Genomic DNA, 23,453 nt, shown 5'->3' with positions numbered 1-23,453 from the left:
TGGTTTATTCACGGTTGCAGTGCCGCTGACAGTGGCCGAAGGGGATGCCTCGGCGGTGGTGAGTATCACAGATATCACAGGCAATGAAACCATTGTTAATGCCACCGTGCCGATTGATTTAACCGCGCCCCTTATCACCTTGGATAAGCTCGGTGATATTGATGTAAACCTAGGCTTACCTGTGATTACCGGCAGCTGTGGTGAGCCTGCGGGTTCGTTAGTGTCCCTAACATTAACCGATAATGGGGGAACTGAGCATGTATTAACGTCGACCGTGTTAGACGGCGGCTTAATTTCAGTATCAGTACCTTTAGCTCTTGCGCAACTTATTGAAGGGAATGTTGATATCGCGCTTAGCGTTACTGATGCGTCTGGTAATCAGAGCACTGAAACAGCGCAAGGGTTAATTGATGTCTCACCACCTTCATTAACTTTAGACGACCTGAATTTGCTCAATGTATTAACCTTAGGGCCGTTGCTTACAGGAACTAGTTCAGAACCTGCAGGAACCATTGTATCGGTGAGTATTTCCGCACTGGGTATTGCCACCATAGAAACGCAAGCAGTGGTTCAAGAAGGTGGCGGTTTTGGGATCCATTTAGGATTAGGGTTACCTAGTTTGATCGATATTGAAGCCAGTGTGACTGATCTATCAGGCAACACGACAACCGTACTCAATAGCTATGATGCACTAGGCAATATTTTAGATACTCCTAGTGCACCGTCGGCAAAAGCAGCGTCTGAGCCTGTTGCTGAAGAGGAAACACTTAGTTTTGCTTTAGACGATGAAGAAAAGATTGATCTCTCCTTCACGTTCGAAGAAAGTTCTACGGAATCTGTCACTCAGAATGAGAGTGATATATCAGATGTGAATGGCGAAAGTGCCGAAGTGACGTTAGATATTGCTGATCTCATTACCGATCCTGCTGATGAGCTGTTCACTAGCCCTGAAGACAATGAAGTGGTTAACGTGATGAAAAGTGCTGACTCTGCTGCAACCTCTGAGCCAGCAGCAGATACACTTAGCGTTTCATTAGCCGATCAGGAGTTGTTGAAAAGCCTAGTGCAAAACAACAGTTTAACCATGGAGGCATAAACGGCCTATTAAAATTGCCTCCTATGTATTTATGGGAGGCCGTTTATGCGTCAGTCTACAGGCAGCGCAATTACTGCATCATAGGCTGCTTTGGCTCGATTCGTTCGATCAAACAGTAGTGGGTAATCCGTTCTATCACGCATTGGCCAATTATTCCGCCAACTGTTGGCATCATTAACACCCCAGAAAGTGACGCGAGACAAGTGATTTTGCTGCTTCAAAAACAATGAAAAAAGGGCTCTGTATCGGGCACTTAACGCATCCTGCTGTTTTTGTGGCAAACCATATGGAAATGGATTCAGCGCTTTTTGCAAGTCTAAGTCTTGACTGATATCTGCACCTTGTTCAGCTTCGCTTGGAAAGGGCAGAACAGAGACATCTAATTCAGTGATCATCGACTGTATACCTAAAGTAGAGAATAACGTTAATGCCTCGTCTAACTCACTTAAATCTGGGTGAGTCAAAGAATAATGCCCCTGTAAACCAACACCGTGAACGGGTATTCCTTTGTCCTGTAGTGATTTAATCAAACGTGCAGCCCCAGCACTTTTATCAGGCTTGTATAGATTGTAATCGTTGTAATACAGCTCTGCGTTTGGATCTGCTTCGTGAGCATAGGTAAATGCTTTTTCAATAAAGTCGTCGCCAATGATTTGCCGCCATTTTGAATCCCTTAAACTGCCATCTTCATTGAGTGCTTCATTGACCACGTCCCAGCCTTTTATTTTGCCTTTATAGCGACTAACGATGGTATGAATATGATCTTTCATGCGCGCTAGCAGCGCCAGTCTGGATATCGGTTTGCCTTGGGCATCTTCAAATACCCAATCGGGTGTTTGGCTATGCCATACAAGCGTATGCCCAATGGTGAACATGTTGTTGGTCAAGCCGTAATTGACATACTCATCACTGAGTGAAAATTCGTACTTGTCAGGTTTTGGGTGAATACGTTCCCACTTCATTTCGTTTTCTGGAGTGATGGTATTGAACTGCGCAATGATTATTGCGTGAGTGTCTTTGTTAGTTTTTTTGGCTTGCTGTGCGTTGATAGCGCTGCCCACTAAAAACTGGTTGTTAAAATGTGCTTTTAAGCTGCTTACTTGTCTTGTAGCAGATTCTTTTTGACTCAGGGCTGCTACATTGTGGCTCAAGGCTGATTCATTTGCGTTTATAGCTGCGCTTGCATGGCTTATGGCAGCCGCGAACATTAATACAAGTGCCAAAATAGAACGTGAGATTGCTAAAATGTTGCGTTTTAAACCGCAAGTATTTAACTCGTAAGCCTTTAGCCCGTAAGCTTTTAACTCGTAAGTCTCGAATACGTAAGGCACTGACATACTTTTTCCTGTTAGCTATTTATCATTTTTTCATGATGCTGTCAGCTGAGCATTGTGGCGATTATGATTTTTGCTTTGTATCAGGTGTTATTTCTTGCTTTGACTAAGCAGCAATTTTATTTGCTCAGCGACATAGCGCACCCGTTGGCTTTGCACAACATGGGAGTGACGGCATAGGTACAAGGTTTCGTTTACGGGCGAGGACAGGCGATGAATGCGGATAGATTCTTGTGCGTTAAATGCTCTGGCCGCATGAAGAGGCAAAACACTGAAGCCAAAACCTCGGCTAACGGGTTCAAGGATCAGACTGATCTGGTTTGAAAAGCCTTTTTCGGTAAATTGAGAAGGATGTTCAAACTGACTGAAATTAGGTTGTAAAAGTGCTTGGCAGTGCTGATGACCATCAGGGTGACCTATGTAACCTAAGTTTTGCAAGGTCTGCCAGGTTAGGCTTTCTATTGTACTTGGTGTGACTAAGACCAGTGCTTCTTGGGCTACCGCTTCGGTGATAACCTCAGCAGACGTGCTTGGGTGAGTCATTAAGCCTAAGTCAAAATGTCGCAGCCCAATGTCACGCTCAATACTCTTATTAGGAGAGAAAGCGTGACTAATATGTAGCGCGGGGTACTGGGCTTGAATGTCCAACAAAAAGGGGTATAGGGTGAGCCCGACACTGCCGGGGGTTGCAATGCGCACTGGCCCGACAAAGGGTTCGTCTTGCTTTACATTTTGTTCAAGTAATTCGGCACACTGGAGTAGCTTAATTCCATCCGTATGCAGACGCATACCGGCATCGGTTAATGTAAATGACTTACCCTCGCGGATCAGCAACGGTGTGGCCAGTTGTTCTTCAAGTTTTTTAATTTGTTGACTCACCCCAGACTGGGTCATGAACAACACATCAGCCGTTTTTGTAAAGTGGCCGAGGTCGACAAGGGTGCAAAACGTTTTTAGCCAAATAGGATTTATCATTACAAAATGTACTTATTTTAATTTTAAATCATAATTTTTCATACTTTAACATGGGGAGTACAGTAACGTCACCTGATGGATAAGCCATCAATCAAAAGGCGACGGTACTGATATTTATGTACTGCGCACGGTTGAGTTAAATCACTATAATAGGAGTAGCGCTATGACGACCCCATATCCACGCACGTTTTCTCACATCGGTATTTCGGTTCCAGATGTAGAAAAAGCCGTCGAGTTTTATACCAAGGTTCTTGGTTGGTATTTGATCATGAAACCCACAGAAATTGTCGAGGATGACAGTCCTATTGGCGAAATGTGCACTGACGTGTTTGGTGCAAATTGGAAAAAATTTAAGATTGCTCATATGTCTACGGGTGACAGAGTGGGCGTTGAAGTGTTTGAATTTGCTAACCAACAAGATCCAGCAGATAACTTCGAATACTGGAAAACCGGCGTGTTCCATTTCTGCGTTCAAGACCCAAACCTTGAAGAGCTGGCCGAGGCCATTGTTGCCGCCGGTGGTAAAAAGCGCATGGAAAAGCCACGTTACTATTACCCTGGCGAAAAGCCTTATCGCATGATTTACATGGAAGACCCGTTTGGCAATATCCTTGAAATCTACAGCCATAGTTACGAGTTAACGTATTCTGCTGGCGCTTACTAACGCTGTTAATTTATGCTCTCTCTTGCCATGGCCTACTGGGAGGGAGCTATTCTTGCCAGTCTTTGAATTTATCTAACAAAAAGTTTATCGCTAAGCGTGCTTTTGCAGGTAAATAATTACGATTTGCATAGACAATCCAGGTCGCGATTTCACGGTTCCAATAGGGTTCTAGCACAGGGACTACTGAACCATTATTAAGGGCATCACCGAAACTCGAGCGGGGCAGATAAGCAACGCCTAATCCTCGTTCACATGCCAAAACCACACTGCGCACGCTGTTCGAGCGCCACCTTGCATCTAGTTTAACTTCAATGGCTCGGTTGGTATCTTTGAAAAACCAGGTACTATTATTGGTCATCAAACACTTATGCTCTGTCAAATGACTGGGCTGAGTCGGAATACCATTCTCGGCTAAGTAACGCTCACTGGCTGCTGCCACTAACGAACGATTAGTAAGTTTTCGGGCAATTAAGCTTGAATCTTTCATGGGGCCATAGCGGATCGAGAAGTCGAATGTATCGTCAATAAAGTTGACCATTTGCGAGTTAAAATCCATTTCAATAGTGAGCTTTGGGTGCAGTTGAGCGAATTCGACTAACAGTGGGGCAATATGTTGTTCAGCGAACTCACCTGCCGCGGACACCTTTAACGTGCCGCTTAGCTCAACTTGTTTATCAAATACGGTTTCATTCGCTTCTTGTAAGCCGTAAACCAATTCTTGGCAGCGAGTAAAATACGCTTGACCGGCATCCGTTAAACGCACAGTTCGCGTACTGCGGGCTAGTAGAGACACGCCTAGTTCTTTTTCTAAGGCGGCCACCTTACGGCTAATATGCGATACGTTGACGTTCAATTTTCGCGCTGCCGCTGAAAAACCTTGGGTTTCGGCCACCGCTACAAATTCTATGATCCCATTGAAGCTAAAACTCATATAACTCTGATATTACACAATCTAGTTATTTGTATTATTGCATATTTGCAATAATGATTTGCTATTTATTGGCATTATCAAATATATGCCAAAGAGCTACACTCTCTTCATCGTAAAAACTAATTGATTTCAACGCTAGGAGATACCCATGAAAAATGTACTAATTATTCTGACTAATCATGCCACGCTAGGCACCACCGACGAAGCAAACGGCACGTTTTCTCCCGAGCTGACTCATGCCTTACATGCTTTTGTAGAAGCGGGCTATCGTTACGACCTAGTGTCAATCAAAGGTGGAGAAGCCCCTGTCTACGGCGTAGACATGGAAGATGACCAAATCAACAGCGATGTATTTAAAAGCGAAGATTTAGCCACTAAATTGGCAAACACGAAAACAGCCAGTGATGTAAACCCAGATGACTACGATGCTGTGTTTTATCCAGGTGGTTTCGGCTTGCTGTCTGACTTAGCAGATGATGAAAATGTCGCTAAGCTAACGGCGACTATATTTGAAAAGGGTGCTGTGGTGGGCGCTGTATGTCATGGCCCTGCAGGTCTACTGCCTATTAAATTATCAAGTGGTAAATACTTGATTGAAGATATCATGGTTACGGGGTTTACGCGCGAAGAAGAAGTGGAATACGGTACGATTAATAAAATCCCTTTCTTGTTAGAAGAAGCCCTAACACGACGGGCAGGGCAGTACGCTAAAATCGCTCCTTGGGGTGAATACGTCATTAAACAAGACCGCGTAATCACTGGGCAAAACCCAGCCTCGGCAGGTGCTGTCGGCAAAGCGATGGTTGAACGTTTAGCCCAATAGTCGACGCGTTACCGGTATATAAAAACGCTATTAAAAAACGCCGCTAAATGTTTATTTAGCGGCGTTTTTAGTGTGTTAATCTGATACAAAATAATCAGTCAACCGATTCAAACTCTACTTTTTATGGATGTAAAACTTTTCATAGAATGTATAAGCCCACTGGGGCTTATAAATGATCATCAAAGTCATGGTCATGCCATTTAACATGCCTTCAGGAAACAACAATAACCAAATCAGCACCAAATAATTGTCTTGAATAGTGTGCCAATCATATTGACCATCTAGATAGAAATACCCGCCAAGCAAATACATTTTCACTGCCATCATCAAAGCACCAGGTAAAAATGCACACAGAAATATATACACAAACACATGACGGGATAATTTGTGAAATACAAAGCTATAAATTAAATAACTCAAGCTCAAAGGAGCAAGCACGCCAAGTAGGCCGTTTACCCCAAACATTCGCCAACTTTCTTCACCTACAACAGTGATGCCAAGCAATGCCAAAAACGAGCTGATCACAGCCCAGCGAAAGCCTAGTACCAACATCAATGCGGTGAGCCATAAAAAGTGCACCTGCAATCCAGGGTAAATACCGGTCTGAAAAATCCATAAAAAGAACACACTGGCTGCACTTCCAAACACCAAATGTTGGATCTTTTTATCTTTTACTAAACTGGATAATGGCAAAAAGCGTATGACTGCCATTAAACATGCCGCATATCCCACCCACGCAAGGTACTGAATATTGGTGGTGTATTCTAACAAACTCTGTTCCTCAACTAATCTTTGTATTCAGCCCAAATAGGCGCGTGATCAGATGGCTTTTCAATGCCTCTCAGCTCGTAATCAATGCCGGCATCACTGAGCGATTCATGTAATTTTTTAGTGGCTAATATTAAGTCGATACGTAAACCACGGTTATCTAAAAAGCCCTTTGAGCGATAATCAAACCAGCTAAAGTGCTCGTTTGTCTCTGGATTCAAAGTACGAAATCCATCACTAAAGCCCCAGTCAATCAAATCATTCAGCCATACACGCTCTTCCGGTAAAAAACTGCATTTACCTGTTTGCAACCAACGTTTACGGTTTGGTTCACCTATGCCTATATCTAAATCAGTGTGCGAAATATTCACATCACCCATTACAACAACGTTCTCATCTGGTGTGTGATGGGTATTTAAATAAATCGATAAATCTTCGTAGTATTTGCGCTTGGCTGGAAATTTGGTTTCGTGTGAACGGTTCTCGCCCTGAGGAAAGTATCCATTCAATACACGCACCGATTCACCGTTAGGCATAGGGTAGCTGACCATGATCATGCGTCGTTGGGCGTCTTCATCATCCGTCGGGAACCCATATTGAACGTCAGAAGGCTCTTCTTTACACAACATTGCCACGCCGTAATGTGCTTTTTGACCATGAAAATACACTTTGTAACCCATAGCTTCTACGTCGGCCACCGGAAACATATCGTTATGCACTTTAATTTCCTGCAGGCCGATAATATCAGGTTGATGTTTGTCGATAAGTGCCTTTAGTTGATGAAGGCGGGCACGTATACCATTGATGTTAAAAGAAATTATTTTCATAAAAAGCCAGTTATTTATATCGCTAAAACGGCCTTTATCTTATCAGACCCTAGTGCGCCACTTCCATTAATTAATCCTGATAAAACGTTTCTCGCGGCGTTAATCGATCGCATTCATATTCCAAACACTAGGTTAAGCTCCATTCTTGTGACCTAAACGCGTTATTTTAGTTAATTAAATTAAAGTTAATTGTTGACAATTTACTATAATTTGTAGAATGTGTAATAAGAGGATTGGAAAGCGACTTATCGATTTCTAATGCTATTTACTTCTCAACTTTATGTGTAATTTGGATTTTCCATGAGTGAACAAGTCTCAGAAACCAGCCTTGGCATGCAAATATTATTGCAAGGTGAGCAAAGCATTTACAATCGCATACTGGCAGACATCGCTACTGGCAAGTTAATCAGTGGTGATCGCCTAGTAACAACGCACCTAGCGACATGTTACCAAACCAGTATTAATCCCGTTCGTGAGGCGTTAAAGCAGCTAGAAGGCGAAGGATTCGTCACGTTTCAAAAAAATAGTGGCGCGCGCGTCGCCGCATTCGAATACGCCACCATGCGTGAAGTTTTCGAGATCTTACAGCTTCTTGAACCTTATTTTTTGTCTTGGTATGCCAAGCACTGCAGCGCTGAAAGTCTGGCGCGATTAGATGCAATTCAAGCGCAGCTAAAGTCTTTAGACGTGAGCGACTCTGCCGGCCTGCGTGACCTAGATACTGCGTTTCACTGGGAAATGTACCGTCATCATTACAACGCCAGTGCATTGCGTTTATGGAAAAATAAAAAGCTTATTTTACAAGCCCTTCATGGCGACCTACCGGTTTGCCAAGAGCGATTTAATGCCACGTTAAAAGAGCACGATCACATCTTGTATTTACTTAACGCTGGAGATGATGAGTCTGCTGTACGTGCGTTAACCAAGCACGTAGTCAGCGGCGGTGACTATTGGTCTAGTGTCATTACCGAACAATTAAGTGAGCTTTCCGCATGAAAATAACAGATATCAAAACCTATGGTTTTTGGCTTGGCTTTCGCAATATATGCCTTGTCAAAGTGGAAACCGATCAGGGTATTTATGGCTGGGGTGAATCCGGTTTATCCGGCAGAGAACAAGCTGTTATTGGGGCTGTTGAGCACTTCAAACATTTTCTAATTGGTCAATCAGCGCTGAATATCAATGCGCTATGGCAAGAAATGTATCGAAGCCAATATTTCGAAGGCGGTAGGGTGCTTGCCGCCGCGATATCCGCTATTGATATAGCCTTACATGATGCGTGCGGCAAATATTTCGACATGCCGGTTTACCAGTTATTAGGGGGTAAACAACGTGAACGTATTCCACTGTTTGTTACCTCAACATTAGACTTTGGTGATGCCTTCATCGATCACGTTTGTCAGCTTAAAGATGAAGGTTGGCAAGCTATTCGAGCGACGACAGGCGAGCACGGCACGGTTGATAAAAGTGATGTTTTCGATGCGCGTAAATCCATTGCCAAGGCGTCAACTTGGTTAACAAAAGCGCGTGAGGCATTAGGTAGCGAAACGGTGTTAGGCATTGATTATCACCATAGATTAACGGTGCCAGAAACCGCATCTTTTTGCCAACGTATGCCAAGTGGAACCTTAGATTTTATCGAAGAGCCTATCAGAGACCAGTCCTTGGTGAGTTATCAAAACTTGCGAGCGATGGTAGATGTGCCCTTTGCCATAGGAGAGGAACTCTCGAGCAAATGGGACTTTGCCCCATACGTGGATTCAGCGCTAACTAATTTTGCACGAATCGATATCTGCAACGCGGGCGGCTTTAGCGAGGCTATGAAAATAGCGGCTATGTGTGAAACCCGCTACATCGACATGATGCCACATAATCCATTAAGCCCGATTTGCACTGCGGCATCTGTGCATTACTGCGCGGCATTGTCCAACTTGAGTTGGCTTGAGGTCGCCCCCTATGACGGAGACTTAGCACAATATGACGACATTTTTAGTTACCGCCCTAAAGTGTCGAACAACACCTTTGAAGTAACTAATCGCCCAGGTTTAGGCATTGATGTGAATGAATCAAGCATTCCTAAAGATGGGTTCAAATTCTGGGAGCCACCACGCTTAATCAAGCCTGACGGCTCATACACCAACTGGTAAGCGAGTAAATAGATGGCAACAACACAGCAAATTAACAGCAGTTCTACTGCCGTAAAGAGCAAGAGTAAGTTTGGTGTTCTAGCGCTAATTTTTTTAAGCGTGGTGATCAACTACATGGATCGCACCAATATATCCGTTGCAGCACAAGCTATCTCAGATGATTTGGAATTAAGCAAAGTGCAGATGGGGATCATATTCTCGGCCTTCGCTTGGACCTATTCCATTATGCAAATTCCTGGCGGCATGTTAGTGGATTCAATACGCATACGCCTGTTGTATCCGTTTATTTTAGTCGCTTGGTCCGCTGCAACCATAGTCCAAGGATTGTTAAGCAGCTTTGCCGCCATTGTGAGTTGTCGCATGGCGATTGGCTTTTTTGAAGCGCCCTCCTACCCGGCGAATAACAAAATAGTCACTCAGTGGTTTGCCGAGCAAGAGCGAGCCGGCGCCATCGCGGTATATACCTCAGGGCAATTTATTGGACTCGCCTTTTTAATGCCAGTTCTGGCGATTATTCAGCAGTGGTTTGGTTGGCGTGGTTTGTTTTTTATCTCAGGTGGTATTGGCATCATTTGGGCTGGTGTGTGGTACTTACTGTATCGCGATCCCGTTCCTGAAAGTGAGGCTAGCAGCACTGACAGCGAAGCCTCAACAAATGACCATAACAAAGAGTATCAAGTTCAAGCAGCAGCGAACTGGAATAACCTCAAAATTGCTTTTTCTAGCCGTAAATTATGGGGCATTTACATCGGGCAATTCTGCTTAGGTGGCACCCTTATTTTCTTTTTAACGTGGTTTCCAACTTACCTAGCTGAGTATCGCGGCTTGAGCGAGTTAAATACTGGGTTTGTTGCTTCCATTCCCTTTTTAGCTGCCTTTTGTGGCGTGTTGTTATCAGGGTTTGTTTCAGATTGGTTGGTACGCAAAGGGGTATCGAATGAAGTCGCCCGTAAAGCGCCGATTATTATCGGCTTGTTACTCTCCAGTTCGGTGATTTTTGCCAACTATGTAGAAAGTACGCAATGGGTCACGTTTTTCTTATCTGTCACGTTTTTCGGTAACGGTCTGGCATCGATAAATTGGGTATTTGTGTCACTAATAGCGCCTAAACATATGGTGGGTTTAGTTGGCGGATGCTTTAATTTTATCGGCGGTTTGTCGGCTGTCACTGTCCCTATTGCGATAGGTTATTTAGCTAAAGACGGTGACTTCAAACCTGCGCTAATGCTTGTTGCTTGCTTGGCCGTAATAGGTTTGTGTTCATACCTTTTCCTTGTGGGCAAGGTAGAGCAAATTCAGTTACCCGCGCTAGATGATGATGGCACCCCAATCCCTGATACCCAAGTCATACAACCACTGCCAAGCTCCAGCGGAGACACAAAATGAGTAGCGTTTTTTTTGGTGAACTAATGCTTAGATTAACACCAGCCATGCCCCAACAGCAGCTAATTGTGGCAAAAAATCTCAGTGTCGATTTTGCAGGTGCAGAAACCAATGTGGCCAGTTCATTGGCGCGCTTAGGGCACGAATGCCATTTTGTGACTAAATTGCCGGAAAACCCGATAGCTGATCATGCTTTGGCAAGCCTGCATCAATACGGCATCAGCACTGCGCATACGTTACGCGGTGGTCAGCGAATTGGTACCTATTTTATCGAGCTAGGGTCGTCAATCCGCCCATCAAAAGTTGTTTACGACAGGGCATATTCCTCTATTGCTCAAATCAGTGAAAATGAATTCGATTGGGCACAAATTTTTGCTAATAAGCAGCACTTTCACTTGAGCGGCATTTTGCCTGCGCTTTCAGAACAATGCGCAGCCCAGAGCATAAAAGCGGCGAAAGTAGCCAGAGAAATGGGGCTATCTGTTAGCTTCGATTTAAATTATCGCCGCAGCTTATGGCAAGACAGCCGTCTTGCACGAGATTATTTCAGCCAAATTTTAACCCACAGCACATTGGCGTTTGGCAATGCTGGGGTGATGCAAGACGTGTTTGATTTTGTGCCTAAATCAGATGACAGCACCAAGGCAGCACAAGAAATAGGCGTTTATCTGCAAGACCACTTTGCTGTGGAGGCGGCGATCACACAGCGCATTCATCATAGTGCCAACCGAAACACCTTACGCGGTTTTTATTTAAGCGGCGAGACAGTCTGTGCCTCAAACGATATCACAGTCGACATTCTTGACAGACTTGGCACCGGGGATGCCTTTGCCGCCGGTATCCTACATGGATTGTTCCAAGGCTGGAGCAAAGATAGAGCCGTGCAATTCGCCAATGCCGCATTCGCCCTAGGGCATACCTGTTACGGCGATCAAAACTGGCTAAGTGAAGCAGAAATTATGTCAGTGGCCCAAGGCAATATATCAGGCCATATCATTCGGTAATGCTGGGCTTTTTCAAAGTACCTGCAAGAGAACGTGAATTTAATTTATCAGAAAGTGAGAACAAAAATGGCCATGTCAGATAACAGCCAGACGATTGAGACAATCACAGCAACAAGTAAATCAAATACCATGAGCCGTGATGAGGTGCGCCAGCGCCTTATCCGCGAAAAACTGGTCGTAATTATTCGAGTGACTGATCCAAACGATATTCCGCCGATTATAGCGTGTATGCATAAAGCCGGGGTTGGGGCGGTCGAAATCACCAGCAACACTCCAGGTTATCAAAACGCCATTACTCAAGCTCGAACACACTACCCAGATATGTTAATTGGCGCAGGCACGATCACCGACATTAGCTTGGTAGATGAAGCTACAAAAGCAGGTGCGCAATTTTTGGTGACCCCGAATACCAGCGCTGATGTGGTGCGCCATGCTCACAGTTTGAACGTTCCTGTGGTGATGGGGGCATTAACACCCACTGATGTGGTCAATGCTACGCAAGCCAAAGCTGACATCGTAAAGCTTTTCCCCGCTGGGGCCATGGGCACTGGGTATTTAAAAGACTTGGCTAAAGGTCCGTTACTAAACACGACGTTTTTCCCCGTGGGCGGCATTGATGAACACAATTACCAACAATGGATGCAAAACGGCGCAGCTGGCATTGGTATCGGCGGAGCACTGGCATCTCCCGTGCGCAGTGAGGAAGCAGCAGAGGCCCTGATAACCAAGGTAGCCGCAATAGTTGAAACCTTAAAAAAATACCCTGTTAAGGAGGCAAAATGAACACTTCTTTATATGCCAAAGGCTTTTTAAGCGCTAAAGGCTTTATGTTAAGCGCAATCGCTCTCGCTTTTACGACAGTGACGGGTTGCGATCAACAGGCGGCCGATAACACTGCTGCCCCTGCGAATACCGCTACGGAGAAACTGACAGCCGTTACTGCATTACCATGGGATTTTTCCGATACCCAGGTTTTAAAAAGCCTGACGTTGACTGCAGCAGATACGCGCGTTATTGGTGAAAACGGCGAGCAAAAATTGGCAATCGCTCTGCATTCGAAAGATCACAAAAGCGCGGGGTTCAGTTTCACTCCTTCTAAGCCGTGGGATTGGAGCCAAGAAGGGCAGTTTGCCTTCGCGTTAGACATTGAAAACCCCGATGCGAACTCTGTTCATCTTTATGTATCTGCCAAAGATGCGGCAGGGCAATCACACAATCGTAGTTTTGTCGTGCCGGCAAACTCGAGTGATACCTATTTTATGGCGCTCAGTGATCCGGACTTGTCTATCGAAACCGGTATTCGTTCGAATCCGAATAATTGGCAAAGTGACTACACACCAATGATTTGGCGATACGGCAGCAAAAATATCGACGTGAGCCAAGTGAAAAGCATTGAATTTGATGTCCGCGGCGTAGCGCAAGACAAGCACCTTATTGTTGATAACCTGCGCCTTATCAAACCACAGAAATTAGATGACCAATATCTGGTGGGTTTGGTAGATGAGTTCGGCCAAAACGACAAACGTCAGTTCAACAACAAAATAGAAACCGTTGAGCAATTGCGCGCATTAGATGCTAAAGAACAAGCCACATTTAGCCACACTGTGCCTGATGGGCGCTCTAAGTTCAACGGCTGGGCAGATGGCCCTAAACTCGCGGCCACAGGCTATTTTCATACACAAAAGTACCAAGGGAAATGGACCTTAGTTGACCCTCAAGGCTATTTGTTTTTCTCAAATGGTATCGCCAATGTGCGTATGTCAAACACGTCAACCATTACCGGCTATGACTTTGATCAGCAGTTTATTGAACAGCGCGCAGCAGGTGACTTTACCCCAGAAGATTCTATCGGCTTGAATCGCGCTCCTGAAGCAGCCTGGCCAAGCCGCTACGTTAGCTCTGAGTTAAGAGCGAATATGTTCACCTGGCTGCCTAGCTATGATGAACCGCTAGGAAAGCATTTCGGTTATCGGCGCGAGGTACACACCGGCGCGGTTGAAAAAGGGGAGACCTACAGTTTCTACCGTGCCAATTTAGCGCGTAAATATGCCAGTGACGAGCCAAATGTATTTATGAGTAAATGGCGCGACACTACAGTAGACAGAATGCTTGATTGGGGTTTTACCTCTTTTGGGAATTGGATTGACCCTAGCTTTTATCAACTAAACCGCATTCCATACTTTGCTAATGGTTGGATCATAGGAGACTTTAAAACGGTCAGTAGTGGCAATGACTATTGGAGCCCTTTGCCTGATCCCTTTGACCCTGTTTTCAAAAACCGAGCAATGGTTACCGCTAAAAAGATTGCCCAAGAAGTACAGGATAATCCTTGGTGTGTCGGTGTGTTTATCGACAATGAAAAAAGTTGGGGGCAAGAGGGATCCATTGAAGGCAAGTATGGCATCGTTATTCATACCCTTAATGTTGACGCGAAAGAAAGCCCAACCAAGGCACAATTTGTGGCGTATTTAAAAAGTCACTACAGCGATATCCAGCAACTCAATGAAAAATGGAACACAGGGATCCGCTCATGGGATGCACTAGCTAAAGGTGTATCCATAGATAAATTCAACGACCCCTTGATTGCGGATCTATCGGCCATGCTCAGCCTATACGCTAAAAAGTATTTTGAAGTTGTACACGATGCGGTCGCGCAAACGCTGCCTAATCATATGTATATGGGAGCACGCTTCGCCGACTGGGGCATGACGGATGAAATTCGCAAAGCCGCGGCAAAATACGCTGATGTCATGAGTTACAATTATTACAAAGAAGCTATTACCGACCAAGCGTGGGGCTTCTTAGCTGAGATAGACAAACCCAGTATTATCGGAGAATTTCATAACGGCGCACTGGATTCAGGCTTACTCAATCCGGGCTTGATCCACGCTGAATCGCAAGCAGATAGAGGGAAAAAATATCAAGAATACGTCAATAGCGTCATTGATAACCCGTATTTAATTGGAGCGCATTGGTTCCAATACATTGATTCTCCTTTGACGGGGCGGGCTTACGACGGTGAAAACTACAACGTGGGCTTTGTCAGTGTAACCGATACGCCTTATCAGCCTTTGGTCGATGCGGCTAAAGAAGTTAACCAGCAGATTTACACTAGGCGTTTTGGCAATGCACAGTCTCAATAAACGCTATGTAACAGCCTCTATGCTTAGTGCCGTCATCCTGATTGTGCTAAGCGGATGCACTGCAAAAAATTCGCCGTCAGGTGACGGGGCGCAAGCTCAGGTTCAAAGTACCCCAGCGTCAAGGTTGCATTCTGCTTCATTGAATGCCCCTGTGCGCGCCGGTGCCTTTGAAATTTTTGACCCTAAAGTGCTCAGTGTTTTGGACCTAGATGCCAAAATTAATGTATTAGCCAAAGGTTTCGAGTGGGTGGAAGGGCCCGTTTGGTCTGTTGAAAACGAAGCCTTACTTTTTTCAGATATTCCAACCCATAAAGTCTATCACTATAAAGCGGGCGAGGGCGTAAGCGAGTTGCTTGCGCACAGCGGTTTTTCAAACGGCTTGGTATTTAACAACCAACAGCAGCTTATTTTACTCCAGTCTCGCACACGACAAATTGGTTTATTAAACACCCCAATGCGTACGTTACTGGCTGACAGGAAAACGCGTGCCCAACCTATTGCAGCAACACCAGAGGGGCGCACCGAGAAAGAAACAAAGACCGGCGATGCGATTTTTGACACAAGTAACTACCTCGTTCTTGCTAGCCGCTACCAAGGTAAAAGGCTTAATAGCCCTAATGATGGCGTATTCAGTCGTAAAGGACGCACCAAAGGCACGCTCTATTTCACAGATCCCCCCTATGGGTTAGCTAAGCAATTAGAAGATCCGGCCAAAGAACTGGCGTTTCAAGGTGTATATGCATTGAGCCCCAAGGGTAAGTTAACCCTGCTAGATGACTCGCTTGTTTATCCCAATGGCATAGCGTTATCCCCTGATGAAAAAACACTTTATGTGTCGGCCTCCAACGCTGCTAATCCTGGTTGGTATAGCTACGCAGTAGGCGATGATGGTCGGGTACACAGCCGTAAATTGTTCCATCAAGCGCCTGTTCAGTCGCACAACCAACATGGTTTACCTGATGGGTTGAAAGTGCATCACAGCGGTATTGTGTTTGCTACTGGGCCTGGGGGAGTTTGGTTGTTCGATCCGCAAGGCGTATTACTTGCCAAAGTACATATGCCGAGTATATCGGCCAACTTAGCGTTTAACGCAGATCAAACAAAAGTCTTTGTTACGGCTCACCACCAATTACTTAGTTTTAGTTTAAAACTTTAGGCTCTGCCCAACCTTGGGTATCCGCACATACTCAAGGTTGAGCATCCTATTTAATAACGGGAAGAACAAGATGAAATACCGACAATTATCCAAAAAGGCCTCCTTTAGCCTGAGCGCAATTGCCCTAGCCATTGCTTTGACCGGCTGTAGTAATGATCAACAAGAAGTGGCTCAGTCCAAGCGTGCCCAAGAAGAGTTTGCTGGTAAAAATAGCCAACAGGGCGCAGCGCAAGACGCATTTGCTAACGAGCAAAAGATTGCTTCATTGATTGACTTTGACAACAAAGAGCAACTTTCTTGGTTGCATGAAAGCGATATTTCCTTGACGCAGATCACCAGTAGCGACAGCTTGGTTAACAAACAACTCGCCGTGGAATTTGCTAAAACGGGCAATATTTCTACTTTACGTGTTGAGCCCCTAACGCCTTGGGACTTGTCTGAGTATGAAAACTACAATATTGCTTTTGACGTGCAAAACACCAGTCAAAGTTCGGTTCATTTGTATTTGTCTCTAGAAAATCTTGAGGGGCAAATTCAGAGCCATTCAATTTCGTTGACGCCAGGTTACACAGGGACGGTATATTTCCCACTTGACGGTATCGAAGCACAAACTGACAGTGGCATGTGGGGCGATGTGCCTCACTGGCAAACCCAAGATGACTTAATGGTTTGGCGATCTTGGCGCAAAGCTGATCAGGATTATAGTCAGCTCAAAGCTCTTAATTTCTTTACCATTGGAATATTGCAGAACAAATCGGTGATTTTAGATGACGTGCGTTTGCGCGCTAACCCAGCACACGACCCTGAAGTCATGGTGGGTTTAATTGATAAATATGGTCAAAACGCCAAACAAAGTACCCCACTTGATGTGCACTCTGATGCACAGTTGAAACAAAAAGCTGACGAAGAACTGGCTGAATTAGCCAAATCAACAGGCATGGCAGATCGCTCTCGTTTTGGTGGCTATACCAAAGGCCCACAACGGGAAGCAACCGGCTTTTTTAGAACTGAAAAAATCGACGGGAAATGGTGGATGGTTGACCCAGAGGGTTATCCGTTCTTTTCCCATGGCCCTGCTAACGTGCGAATGGCGAATATGACAACCCTAACCGGCATTGACTACGATCAGCCGAGTATTCGGACCCGCAGCAGCGAAGAAATCACGCCAGAAGATTCAATGGGGATCGTTCACATTCCTAACGAAATCAAAGACAAACGTTATGTTATTTCTAAGGCACGTCATGACATGTTTCAGTGGCTACCTAGCTATGATGATGAAATAGCAGAACATTACAGCTACCGCCGCTCGACGCATAAAGGGCCAATTCCTCACGGTGAAACCTTTAGTTTTTATCGTGCAAACTTAGAGCGTCGATATGGTGATCAAGGCGATCAAGGTGAACAAAATGGTGTACCTTCTTACGTAGACACTTGGCATGACGTGACCGCAAAACGCATGCACGATTGGGGCTTTACCTCCTTTGGCAATTGGGTTGATCCGGCATTTTATCAATCAGAACAAGTACCTTATTTCGCCAATGGTTGGATCATCGGTGATTTTAAAACCTTGTCAGGGCATACCAATCACTGGGGGTTGATGCCCGACCCTTTCGATGCTGTTTTCGCAGAACGTGCACAAGTGACCATTGATGCCATTGCACAGAATATCCAATCTTCACCTTGGTGTGCAGGGGTGTTTATCGATAATGAGAAAAGTTGGGGCGAGCGCGAAGGCTCAGTTTCTCAGCGTTATGGCGTAATATTAGATGCGCTGTCCAAAGGGGTGAGCGAAAGCCCTGCGAAACAGGCGTTTAGTCGCTACCTGCAGGAAAAGTATCAGAAGATTAATGCCCTAAACACAGCCTGGTCAACAGATTTTGCTAACTGGCAAGCGTTCGACGAGGGGGCAACCTTCAAAGACTACAGTGCTGAGCAGGTAAGCGATTTATCAAAAATGCTGGAAATGTTGGGGGAGCAATACTTTAAAGTAGTACATAACACCCTAGAGGCGGCTTTGCCGAACCATTTATACATGGGCGCGCGTATGGCGAATTGGGGCATGCCTGATGAGATTATTAGCGCTTCGTTAAAATACTCAGACGTGCTGAGCTTCAATATTTATGAAGAGGGTGTACAGGAAGATTATTGGAAATTCTTAGAAGAGGTTGATTTACCAGTGGTTATTGGTGAGTTCCATATTGGAAGCACTAAAGGTTCAGGTATGTACAACCCAGGAATTGTGCATGCAGCCAACCAGGTCGACAGAGCAAAGATGTATAAAGAATACATGCAAAGCGTACTGGACAAACCTTACATGGTGGGCGCGCATTGGTTCCAATATATTGACGAGCCGATTACTGGGCGTGCCTTTGACGGCGAAAACGCCAATATCGGTTTTGTGACTGTGACTGATATTCCGTACCCGCACATGATAGAAGCGGTGAAGGAGGTAACATCGACTATGTACCAACAACGCCTCGCTAAATAATATGTATTAATCAGTAACGAAAACGCCCAAAATAGATTGGGCGTTTTTTTGTGTCATAGCTATCTAAACGATACCCGTTCTATCCTTAATATAATGGGCCTTATTCAGCCTGTACGTTCACTACTACTCTCCCGCGAATTTCGCCATCAAGTAATTTAGCGGCTGCTTCAATTGCCTGTTCTAAGTTGATTTCTTGGGCGATATCATCAAACACGCTCGGCTCAAGAATATCACTTAGACGCTGCCATGCCTCTTTTCTGTCTTCGATGGGGCGCATCACGCTGTCGATACCGGCTAAGGTCACACCACGTAAAATAAAGGGGGCAACACTGGCAGGAAAGTCCATACCTTGCGCTAAACCGCAGGCTGCCACTGTACCGCCGTATTTGGTGCTGGCGCAGGCATTGGCTAATGTATGACTACCTACAGAATCAATTACGCCGGCCCAGCGCTCTTTCGCAAGTGGCTTACCTGGCGACGAAAGCGTTTCTCGGTGAATAACTTCATTTGCGCCTAGTGATTTAAGATAAGGGCTTTCATCTAAGCGCCCAGTTGAGGCGACTACGCTATAACCCAGTTTCGACAAGATTGAAATGGCAAAACTACCAACACCGCCGTTGGCACCGGTTACCAGTATTTCACCTTTATCTGGGGTGACCCCATTCTTCTCTAAGGCCAAAACACTTAGCATGGCGGTGTAACCTGCAGTCCCTATGATCATGGCTTGCTTGGGGCTAAAATTAGCGGGCAGGGGAATTAGCCATTCGCTTTTCATTCGCGCTTTTTGCGCTAAGCCCCCGCTGTGCTTTTCACCGACGCCAAAACCATTGTTTATCACCACATCGCCTACTTTAAAATCTGCGCTGTCACTGTGTTCCACCACGCCCACTAAATCAATACCAGGCACAAGTGGGAATTGACGTACGACTGGGCTTTTGCCAGTGATCGCCAGCCCATCCTTGTAGTTCAATGTGCTGTACAATACTTTAATGGTGACGTCGCCCTCTGGTAGCAAGCTGTCGTCAATTTGCTGTAACGAGGCATGATAGCCTTGTTCATCTTTGTTGATAAGAATGCCGCTGAATTTTGAGTCTGTCGCTACTGAATTGTTGTTCATGGTTTCTCCAATTTAGACCGATCGTCTATTAATAGCTAAAAAAAATGCCCAACGTGTTATTTAGGAAGGGCTTGTAAAAAATACTGTAAGAAAAGTTTGAGTGGTTTGTCGCTTTGTACCAGTTTGGCGCGGCTTACTGCGCCCTCCCAGCTGATCCAAAAATACTCTGCTAATGCGCCGCAATCTGCGGTACGACTCAGTTCATTATGTGTTTTTGCGTCTTCTAAGCAATTGGCAACTTTATCCTGCCAGTTGGCAAACACATTTGTCAGTTGCCCACGAAAATTAACCGGTAGCGCGTCTATTTCCTGGCCTAAATTGCCCACCAAACAGCCACGTTTAAAGCCGTGGCGAGCCATGCCGTTTGCCGCGTCATCCACAAAATGGTCAAGTCGCGCTAAAGGGGTATGCTGTTTGTTGAGTAAATGAACATCTAATTTACGTGAAAAGTAGCTGTCATACTGGGCGATAAGGGTTTCACCGTACGCTTCTTTACTTGCGAAGTAATGGTAAAACGACCCTTTTGGCACTCCAGCTTTTTTCAAAATGGTTTCTATACCTGAAGAAGCAAAGCCAAATTCAGTCAGGTGCTCTAGGCCAACCCGAATAAGCTCAGCTCTGGTATCTGGATTGTCGCGAGCCACTTTTGGTGGGCGGCCACGCCTTGGTTTTGCGATAGGTATTTTCATATGGCTATATTAGACCGATCGTCTATTAAAATGCAATGGTTAATTTTTGAGCGGCGATGAGGGCGTTGTGACCACCCCGAAAAAGCCCATTTTTAGCGGGTTTATTCGGGGTACGCGCCGGGATAAGCAGGGGTAAGGTGCAGCGCAAAGCGGCAAATTAATTAGCGTATATCGGGCAATTTAATAGATAACTGCCGTTTTGCCGATGGATTTTCCACTTTCGATAATGCGGTGAGCCTCTTTAAACGTATCAACATTAAAACCGACGAGTGTTTGCGTTAGCGTGCTTGAAATTTTGCCATCGTCTAGCAATTGGGCGATTTCAGCGAGAATGTCTTGCTGGCGGATCATGTCGCTGGTTTTGAACATAGAGCGAGTAAACATAAGCTCCCATACAAACCCGGCTGATTTCATAGCCAGTGGAGCGATATCGACTTTGCTGTCAACCTCTACAATCGAGCTTATCATGCCTTGCGGGGCAATGAGTTCAACCATTGCGTCCCAGTGGCCTTGTGTATCGGCAACGTTAAAGATGTAGTCTACTTGGTTAAAACCTGCTTTGCCCATAGAGTCAATCAACTCTCTGTGATTAACCACATGATCTGCACCCATATTACGCACCCACTTGTTCGTTTCTGGGCGAGAAGCCGTGGCGATAACGGTTAAGTTTGTGAGCTGCTTGGCCAGTTGAATGGCAATCGACCCCACACCGCCTGCGCCTCCGATGACCAGCAAGCTTTTCTTTTCTTGAAACGCGCAATCGATCGAAAAGGGCTTCGTACGCGGTCAGTGAAACCAAGGGCATCACCGCTGCTTGAGCATCAGTTTGACTGGCGGGCGCGTGGGCAGCAATACGATAGTCAATGACTTGAAATTCTGCGTTTGCGCCAGCGCGTGTCACGTCTCCTGCATAATAAACCTTGTCGCCAATGGCGAAACCCGTTACGTTTTTGCCAATGGACTCGATAATGCCAACTGCATCGTAACCCAAAATCAGTGGCTGTTGATGCGGCTTTTCTACCGCTGACAGCGCGCGATTCTTTGCATCAGCTGGGTTAATAGAAGTCGCTACTAAGCGCACTAAAATATCGTTTTCACTGACGCTCGGCACAAGTAGCGTAAATGAAAACAGACTGTTTTCTTCATCGATAGGCAGGGATTCAGTGAATCCAACGGCATTCATTCGTGTAGGTACTGACATAATAACTTCTCCAATTTAATGTGATTAACCGAGTATTAATCATAATTTTTTGATAATTATGACGGGTGATAAACACCCGTCATATTGCAGCTAAAACAAGTGGAACCAGCTTGTTGCTGTCTGATGAAGTTACTTTATAGCAACCAGGTAATAAGAAAAACTAGGGGCATGATGAAAAATTTTCAAAATAAAATTGAAAGTTAAGCGGTGTAACCTAGTGCTAAACCGGCGCTAAGAAGCCAACTAATAAAATGTAAAAACGAACAGGAGCCTCACGTGACATACGTTAAAAAGGAACATTATCAAGTGTTTCACCAACCCCCAATGGTTACTGAGTTTTGTGCTTTGCGAAAGCAAGCAGAGTGGGGCGAGACTTGCCCTGAAATGGCTAGGCAAAGTCTGCAAAACAGTCTGTACAGCGTGTGTATTCGTCAATCACAAAAACTACTCGCTATGGGGCGAGTCGTAGGAGACGGCGCGATGTATTTTTATATTCAGGACGTTATTGTCGAACCTGTGTATCAAGGGCAAGGCCTAGGCCATGAAATTATGCTTAATATTGAACGATATCTGCAAACCGCAGCCAACAAGGGCGCCACAATAGGTTTAATGGCGGCCCAGGGGAAAACAGGTTTTTATCTGCGTTACGGTTATATAGAAAGGCCGAATGCAACACTCGGCCCAGGCATGTGTCGATTTATTTAGCTTTGATAGATTTTATTTGCCTTTTTATCACTGCGGGTCTTGGCGCTGCCCATTGTTAATCACCCTTGTGATCCCCATCCTGTCACTACACATTAAATTTAAAGGAGCTGTTTGTATGAGTCGTCATTTTGATAAGGCCGATGGCCTGTGTGAAGATAGAGATCCCACCACGCTTGGTTATGTGTTTAACCAGACTATGTTACGCATTGCTGATCCCAAGCGTTCGTTAGATTTTTATACACGTGTGATGGGTATGACCTTGTTAAAGCGCCTTGATTTTCCTGAAATGAAATTCAGTTTGTATTTTTTAGCTACAGGAGACGACTTTTCTGATGTAAGCCAAGACACCAATACCCGCACAGTGCAAACTTTTGGCCGCCCGGCCATGTTAGAACTGACGCACAATTGGGCTGATACAGCGGATAATATCCAGTATCACAGTGGCAATAGTGAACCGAAAGGCTTTGGGCATATTGGCTTTCATGTGCCTGATCTTGAAACTTCATGCCAGCGTTTTGAAGACTTAGGCGTGCCGTTTCAGAAGCGCCCCAATGACGGTTCAATGAAAGGGATCGCATTTATAAAAGACCCAGATGGTTACTGGATTGAGATTTTTGATGCCAATAAAGTCGCAGGCGCTATCGCTGATCACCTGTAAACATAAAACCTTAGACACCTTAGGGCGTAAATTCATGCGCCCGCTGTCTTTTACCTCTTATACCAATCCGCATTAATAAGTGACCGTCTCAGAATGCGTCCAGCGGTTTTTGATTAAGGCGTCGCTATGTAGTAATGGTTGTTCCCTTTCAAATAGTGAGAACGCAGAGCAAAAGCCGCTGGGGCATTCCTTGCAGGCGAGTTTTAAAAGGGCTTACACTGCGTTGCATGACTTCGAAAGAAAACAACTATTCATTCACTCATGCGCCTTGTTTAAGCCCTTTTAAACTCTCGCTGAGTCATCACTTATTAACGTGGAATGGTATTAACCTTTTCTACTTTTCT

The 23,453-nt window shown here is 45.2% G+C and carries 22 protein-coding genes; 13 read left to right on the top strand and 9 right to left on the bottom strand.

The features are described 5' to 3' along the window. Positions 1-1,096, top strand: a 1,096-nt coding sequence (locus GCHA_RS22960) for a hypothetical protein (protein ID WP_039992870.1), incomplete at its 5' end; no start/stop codon positions are given. A gap of 50 nt (positions 1,097-1,146) precedes the next feature. On the opposite strand, the gene GCHA_RS20615 is transcribed toward GCHA_RS22960, so the two are convergent. Both GCHA_RS20615 and GCHA_RS20610 read right to left on the bottom strand, forming a co-directional pair. Further along, positions 1,147-2,433, bottom strand: a complete 1,287-nt coding sequence (locus GCHA_RS20615) for an endo-1,4-beta-xylanase (RefSeq protein ID WP_007991813.1) — start codon at positions 2,431-2,433, stop codon at positions 1,147-1,149. An 87-nt stretch (positions 2,434-2,520) separates the two neighbouring features. After that, the gene (locus GCHA_RS20610) at positions 2,521-3,405 is read right to left on the bottom strand and encodes a LysR family transcriptional regulator (RefSeq protein ID WP_007991812.1); all 885 of its coding nucleotides are present in this window, start codon (positions 3,403-3,405) and stop codon (positions 2,521-2,523) included. A gap of 163 nt (positions 3,406-3,568) precedes the next feature. Here GCHA_RS20610 and GCHA_RS20605 point away from each other — a divergent pair, with 163 nt between their 5' ends. Next, positions 3,569-4,069, top strand: coding sequence for a lactoylglutathione lyase family protein (locus GCHA_RS20605; RefSeq protein ID WP_007991811.1), 501 nt, complete (start codon positions 3,569-3,571; stop codon positions 4,067-4,069). 46 nt (positions 4,070-4,115) lie between these two features. Here the strand turns inward: GCHA_RS20605 and GCHA_RS20600 are convergent, their stop codons facing one another. After that, complete coding sequence (locus GCHA_RS20600) at positions 4,116-5,000, bottom strand: LysR family transcriptional regulator (RefSeq protein ID WP_007991810.1); 885 nt, start codon at positions 4,998-5,000, stop codon at positions 4,116-4,118. A 148-nt stretch (positions 5,001-5,148) separates the two neighbouring features. Here GCHA_RS20600 and GCHA_RS20595 point away from each other — a divergent pair, with 148 nt between their 5' ends. Beyond that, positions 5,149-5,823, top strand: a complete 675-nt coding sequence (locus tag GCHA_RS20595; RefSeq protein ID WP_007991809.1) for a type 1 glutamine amidotransferase domain-containing protein — start codon at positions 5,149-5,151, stop codon at positions 5,821-5,823. Positions 5,824-5,937: 114 nt separating this feature from the next. Here the strand turns inward: GCHA_RS20595 and GCHA_RS20590 are convergent, their stop codons facing one another. Together GCHA_RS20590 and xthA are read right to left on the bottom strand one after the other, a co-directional pair. After that, positions 5,938-6,594, bottom strand: coding sequence for an energy-coupling factor ABC transporter permease (locus GCHA_RS20590; RefSeq protein WP_007991808.1), 657 nt, complete (start codon positions 6,592-6,594; stop codon positions 5,938-5,940). Positions 6,595-6,608: 14 nt separating this feature from the next. Then, positions 6,609-7,418: an exodeoxyribonuclease III gene (gene xthA, locus GCHA_RS20585; protein ID WP_007991807.1), complete on the bottom strand. Its 810-nt coding sequence runs from the start codon at positions 7,416-7,418 to the stop codon at positions 6,609-6,611. A gap of 300 nt (positions 7,419-7,718) precedes the next feature. On the opposite strand from xthA, the gene GCHA_RS20580 reads away from it, so the two are divergent. The 8 genes from GCHA_RS20580 to GCHA_RS20545 all read left to right on the top strand — a co-directional run bounded on the left by GCHA_RS20580 (position 7,719) and on the right by GCHA_RS20545 (position 18,739). Continuing rightward, positions 7,719-8,414 (top strand): GntR family transcriptional regulator, encoded by a 696-nt coding sequence (locus tag GCHA_RS20580; RefSeq protein WP_007991805.1) that lies wholly within the window; start codon positions 7,719-7,721, stop codon positions 8,412-8,414. Next, positions 8,411-9,565: a mandelate racemase/muconate lactonizing enzyme family protein gene (locus tag GCHA_RS20575; RefSeq protein WP_007991804.1), complete on the top strand. Its 1,155-nt coding sequence runs from the start codon at positions 8,411-8,413 to the stop codon at positions 9,563-9,565. Before GCHA_RS20580 ends, GCHA_RS20575 begins: the two co-directional genes overlap by 4 nt. A gap of 12 nt (positions 9,566-9,577) precedes the next feature. Continuing rightward, complete coding sequence (locus GCHA_RS20570; protein WP_007991803.1) at positions 9,578-10,951, top strand: MFS transporter; 1,374 nt, start codon at positions 9,578-9,580, stop codon at positions 10,949-10,951. Further along, on the top strand, positions 10,948-11,952 hold the full coding sequence (locus GCHA_RS20565; RefSeq protein ID WP_007991802.1) for a sugar kinase: 1,005 nt from the start codon (positions 10,948-10,950) through the stop codon (positions 11,950-11,952). The genes GCHA_RS20570 and GCHA_RS20565 overlap by 4 nt, the downstream gene beginning before the upstream one ends. Positions 11,953-12,018: 66 nt before the next feature. Further along, entirely contained in the window at positions 12,019-12,735 is a 717-nt protein-coding gene (locus GCHA_RS20560) for a bifunctional 4-hydroxy-2-oxoglutarate aldolase/2-dehydro-3-deoxy-phosphogluconate aldolase (protein ID WP_007991801.1), read from the top strand. Continuing rightward, entirely contained in the window at positions 12,732-15,095 is a 2,364-nt protein-coding gene (locus GCHA_RS20555; RefSeq protein WP_007991800.1) for a beta-galactosidase, read from the top strand. The genes GCHA_RS20560 and GCHA_RS20555 overlap by 4 nt, the downstream gene beginning before the upstream one ends. Next, the gene (locus tag GCHA_RS20550) at positions 15,079-16,251 is read left to right on the top strand and encodes an SMP-30/gluconolactonase/LRE family protein (protein WP_007991798.1); all 1,173 of its coding nucleotides are present in this window, start codon (positions 15,079-15,081) and stop codon (positions 16,249-16,251) included. Before GCHA_RS20555 ends, GCHA_RS20550 begins: the two co-directional genes overlap by 17 nt. Before the next feature lie 70 nt (positions 16,252-16,321). Next, positions 16,322-18,739, top strand: a complete 2,418-nt coding sequence (locus GCHA_RS20545; protein WP_007991796.1) for a beta-galactosidase — start codon at positions 16,322-16,324, stop codon at positions 18,737-18,739. A 100-nt stretch (positions 18,740-18,839) separates the two neighbouring features. Here GCHA_RS20545 and acuI read toward each other — a convergent pair whose 3' ends face one another. From acuI to GCHA_RS23265, 4 genes are all read right to left on the bottom strand, one after another. Further along, positions 18,840-19,856 carry an acrylyl-CoA reductase (NADPH) gene (gene acuI / locus GCHA_RS20540; protein WP_007991794.1) on the bottom strand — a complete coding sequence of 339 codons (1,017 nt, stop codon included), beginning with the start codon at positions 19,854-19,856 and terminating at the stop codon, positions 18,840-18,842. Positions 19,857-19,912: 56 nt separating this feature from the next. Next, complete coding sequence (acuR, locus tag GCHA_RS20535) at positions 19,913-20,545, bottom strand: acrylate utilization transcriptional regulator AcuR (RefSeq protein ID WP_007991792.1); 633 nt, start codon at positions 20,543-20,545, stop codon at positions 19,913-19,915. A gap of 180 nt (positions 20,546-20,725) precedes the next feature. Continuing rightward, positions 20,726-21,253: a zinc-binding dehydrogenase gene (locus GCHA_RS23270; RefSeq protein WP_318249027.1), complete on the bottom strand. Its 528-nt coding sequence runs from the start codon at positions 21,251-21,253 to the stop codon at positions 20,726-20,728. Continuing rightward, positions 21,159-21,746, bottom strand: a complete 588-nt coding sequence (locus GCHA_RS23265) for an alcohol dehydrogenase catalytic domain-containing protein (protein WP_318249026.1) — start codon at positions 21,744-21,746, stop codon at positions 21,159-21,161. Before GCHA_RS23265 ends, GCHA_RS23270 begins: the two co-directional genes overlap by 95 nt. 276 nt (positions 21,747-22,022) lie before the next feature. Here GCHA_RS23265 and GCHA_RS20525 point away from each other — a divergent pair, with 276 nt between their 5' ends. Together GCHA_RS20525 and gloA are read left to right on the top strand one after the other, a co-directional pair. Continuing rightward, the gene (locus tag GCHA_RS20525) at positions 22,023-22,451 is read left to right on the top strand and encodes a GNAT family N-acetyltransferase (protein ID WP_039992869.1); all 429 of its coding nucleotides are present in this window, start codon (positions 22,023-22,025) and stop codon (positions 22,449-22,451) included. Positions 22,452-22,566: 115 nt separating this feature from the next. Beyond that, positions 22,567-23,109 carry a lactoylglutathione lyase gene (gene gloA, locus GCHA_RS20520; RefSeq protein WP_007991788.1) on the top strand — a complete coding sequence of 181 codons (543 nt, stop codon included), beginning with the start codon at positions 22,567-22,569 and terminating at the stop codon, positions 23,107-23,109. Positions 23,110-23,453: the final 344 nt, after the last annotated feature.

Source organism: Paraglaciecola chathamensis S18K6, from assembly GCA_000314955.1.
Classification (GTDB): domain Bacteria; phylum Pseudomonadota; class Gammaproteobacteria; order Enterobacterales; family Alteromonadaceae; genus Paraglaciecola; species Paraglaciecola chathamensis.
This window is presented reverse-complemented; position numbering and strand designations above follow the sequence as displayed.

What these genes read in the sequence shown, in the direction of transcription:
- GCHA_RS20615 (WP_007991813.1), bottom strand. Translation starts at nt 2,433, where the DNA reads ATGTCAGTGCCTTACGTATTCGAGACTTACGAGTTAAAAGCTTACGGG.
- GCHA_RS20610 (WP_007991812.1), bottom strand. Translation starts at nt 3,405, where the DNA reads ATGATAAATCCTATTTGGCTAAAAACGTTTTGCACCCTTGTCGACCTC.
- GCHA_RS20605 (WP_007991811.1), top strand. Translation starts at nt 3,569, where the DNA reads ATGACGACCCCATATCCACGCACGTTTTCTCACATCGGTATTTCGGTT.
- GCHA_RS20600 (WP_007991810.1), bottom strand. Translation starts at nt 5,000, where the DNA reads ATGAGTTTTAGCTTCAATGGGATCATAGAATTTGTAGCGGTGGCCGAA.
- GCHA_RS20595 (WP_007991809.1), top strand. Translation starts at nt 5,149, where the DNA reads ATGAAAAATGTACTAATTATTCTGACTAATCATGCCACGCTAGGCACC.
- xthA (WP_007991807.1), bottom strand. Translation starts at nt 7,418, where the DNA reads ATGAAAATAATTTCTTTTAACATCAATGGTATACGTGCCCGCCTTCAT.
- GCHA_RS20580 (WP_007991805.1), top strand. Translation starts at nt 7,719, where the DNA reads ATGAGTGAACAAGTCTCAGAAACCAGCCTTGGCATGCAAATATTATTG.
- GCHA_RS20575 (WP_007991804.1), top strand. Translation starts at nt 8,411, where the DNA reads ATGAAAATAACAGATATCAAAACCTATGGTTTTTGGCTTGGCTTTCGC.
- GCHA_RS20570 (WP_007991803.1), top strand. Translation starts at nt 9,578, where the DNA reads ATGGCAACAACACAGCAAATTAACAGCAGTTCTACTGCCGTAAAGAGC.
- GCHA_RS20565 (WP_007991802.1), top strand. Translation starts at nt 10,948, where the DNA reads ATGAGTAGCGTTTTTTTTGGTGAACTAATGCTTAGATTAACACCAGCC.
- GCHA_RS20560 (WP_007991801.1), top strand. Translation starts at nt 12,019, where the DNA reads ATGGCCATGTCAGATAACAGCCAGACGATTGAGACAATCACAGCAACA.
- GCHA_RS20555 (WP_007991800.1), top strand. Translation starts at nt 12,732, where the DNA reads ATGAACACTTCTTTATATGCCAAAGGCTTTTTAAGCGCTAAAGGCTTT.
- GCHA_RS20550 (WP_007991798.1), top strand. Translation starts at nt 15,079, where the DNA reads ATGCACAGTCTCAATAAACGCTATGTAACAGCCTCTATGCTTAGTGCC.
- GCHA_RS20545 (WP_007991796.1), top strand. Translation starts at nt 16,322, where the DNA reads ATGAAATACCGACAATTATCCAAAAAGGCCTCCTTTAGCCTGAGCGCA.
- acuI (WP_007991794.1), bottom strand. Translation starts at nt 19,856, where the DNA reads ATGAACAACAATTCAGTAGCGACAGACTCAAAATTCAGCGGCATTCTT.
- acuR (WP_007991792.1), bottom strand. Translation starts at nt 20,545, where the DNA reads ATGAAAATACCTATCGCAAAACCAAGGCGTGGCCGCCCACCAAAAGTG.
- GCHA_RS23265 (WP_318249026.1), bottom strand. Translation starts at nt 21,746, where the DNA reads ATGTCAGTACCTACACGAATGAATGCCGTTGGATTCACTGAATCCCTG.
- gloA (WP_007991788.1), top strand. Translation starts at nt 22,567, where the DNA reads ATGAGTCGTCATTTTGATAAGGCCGATGGCCTGTGTGAAGATAGAGAT.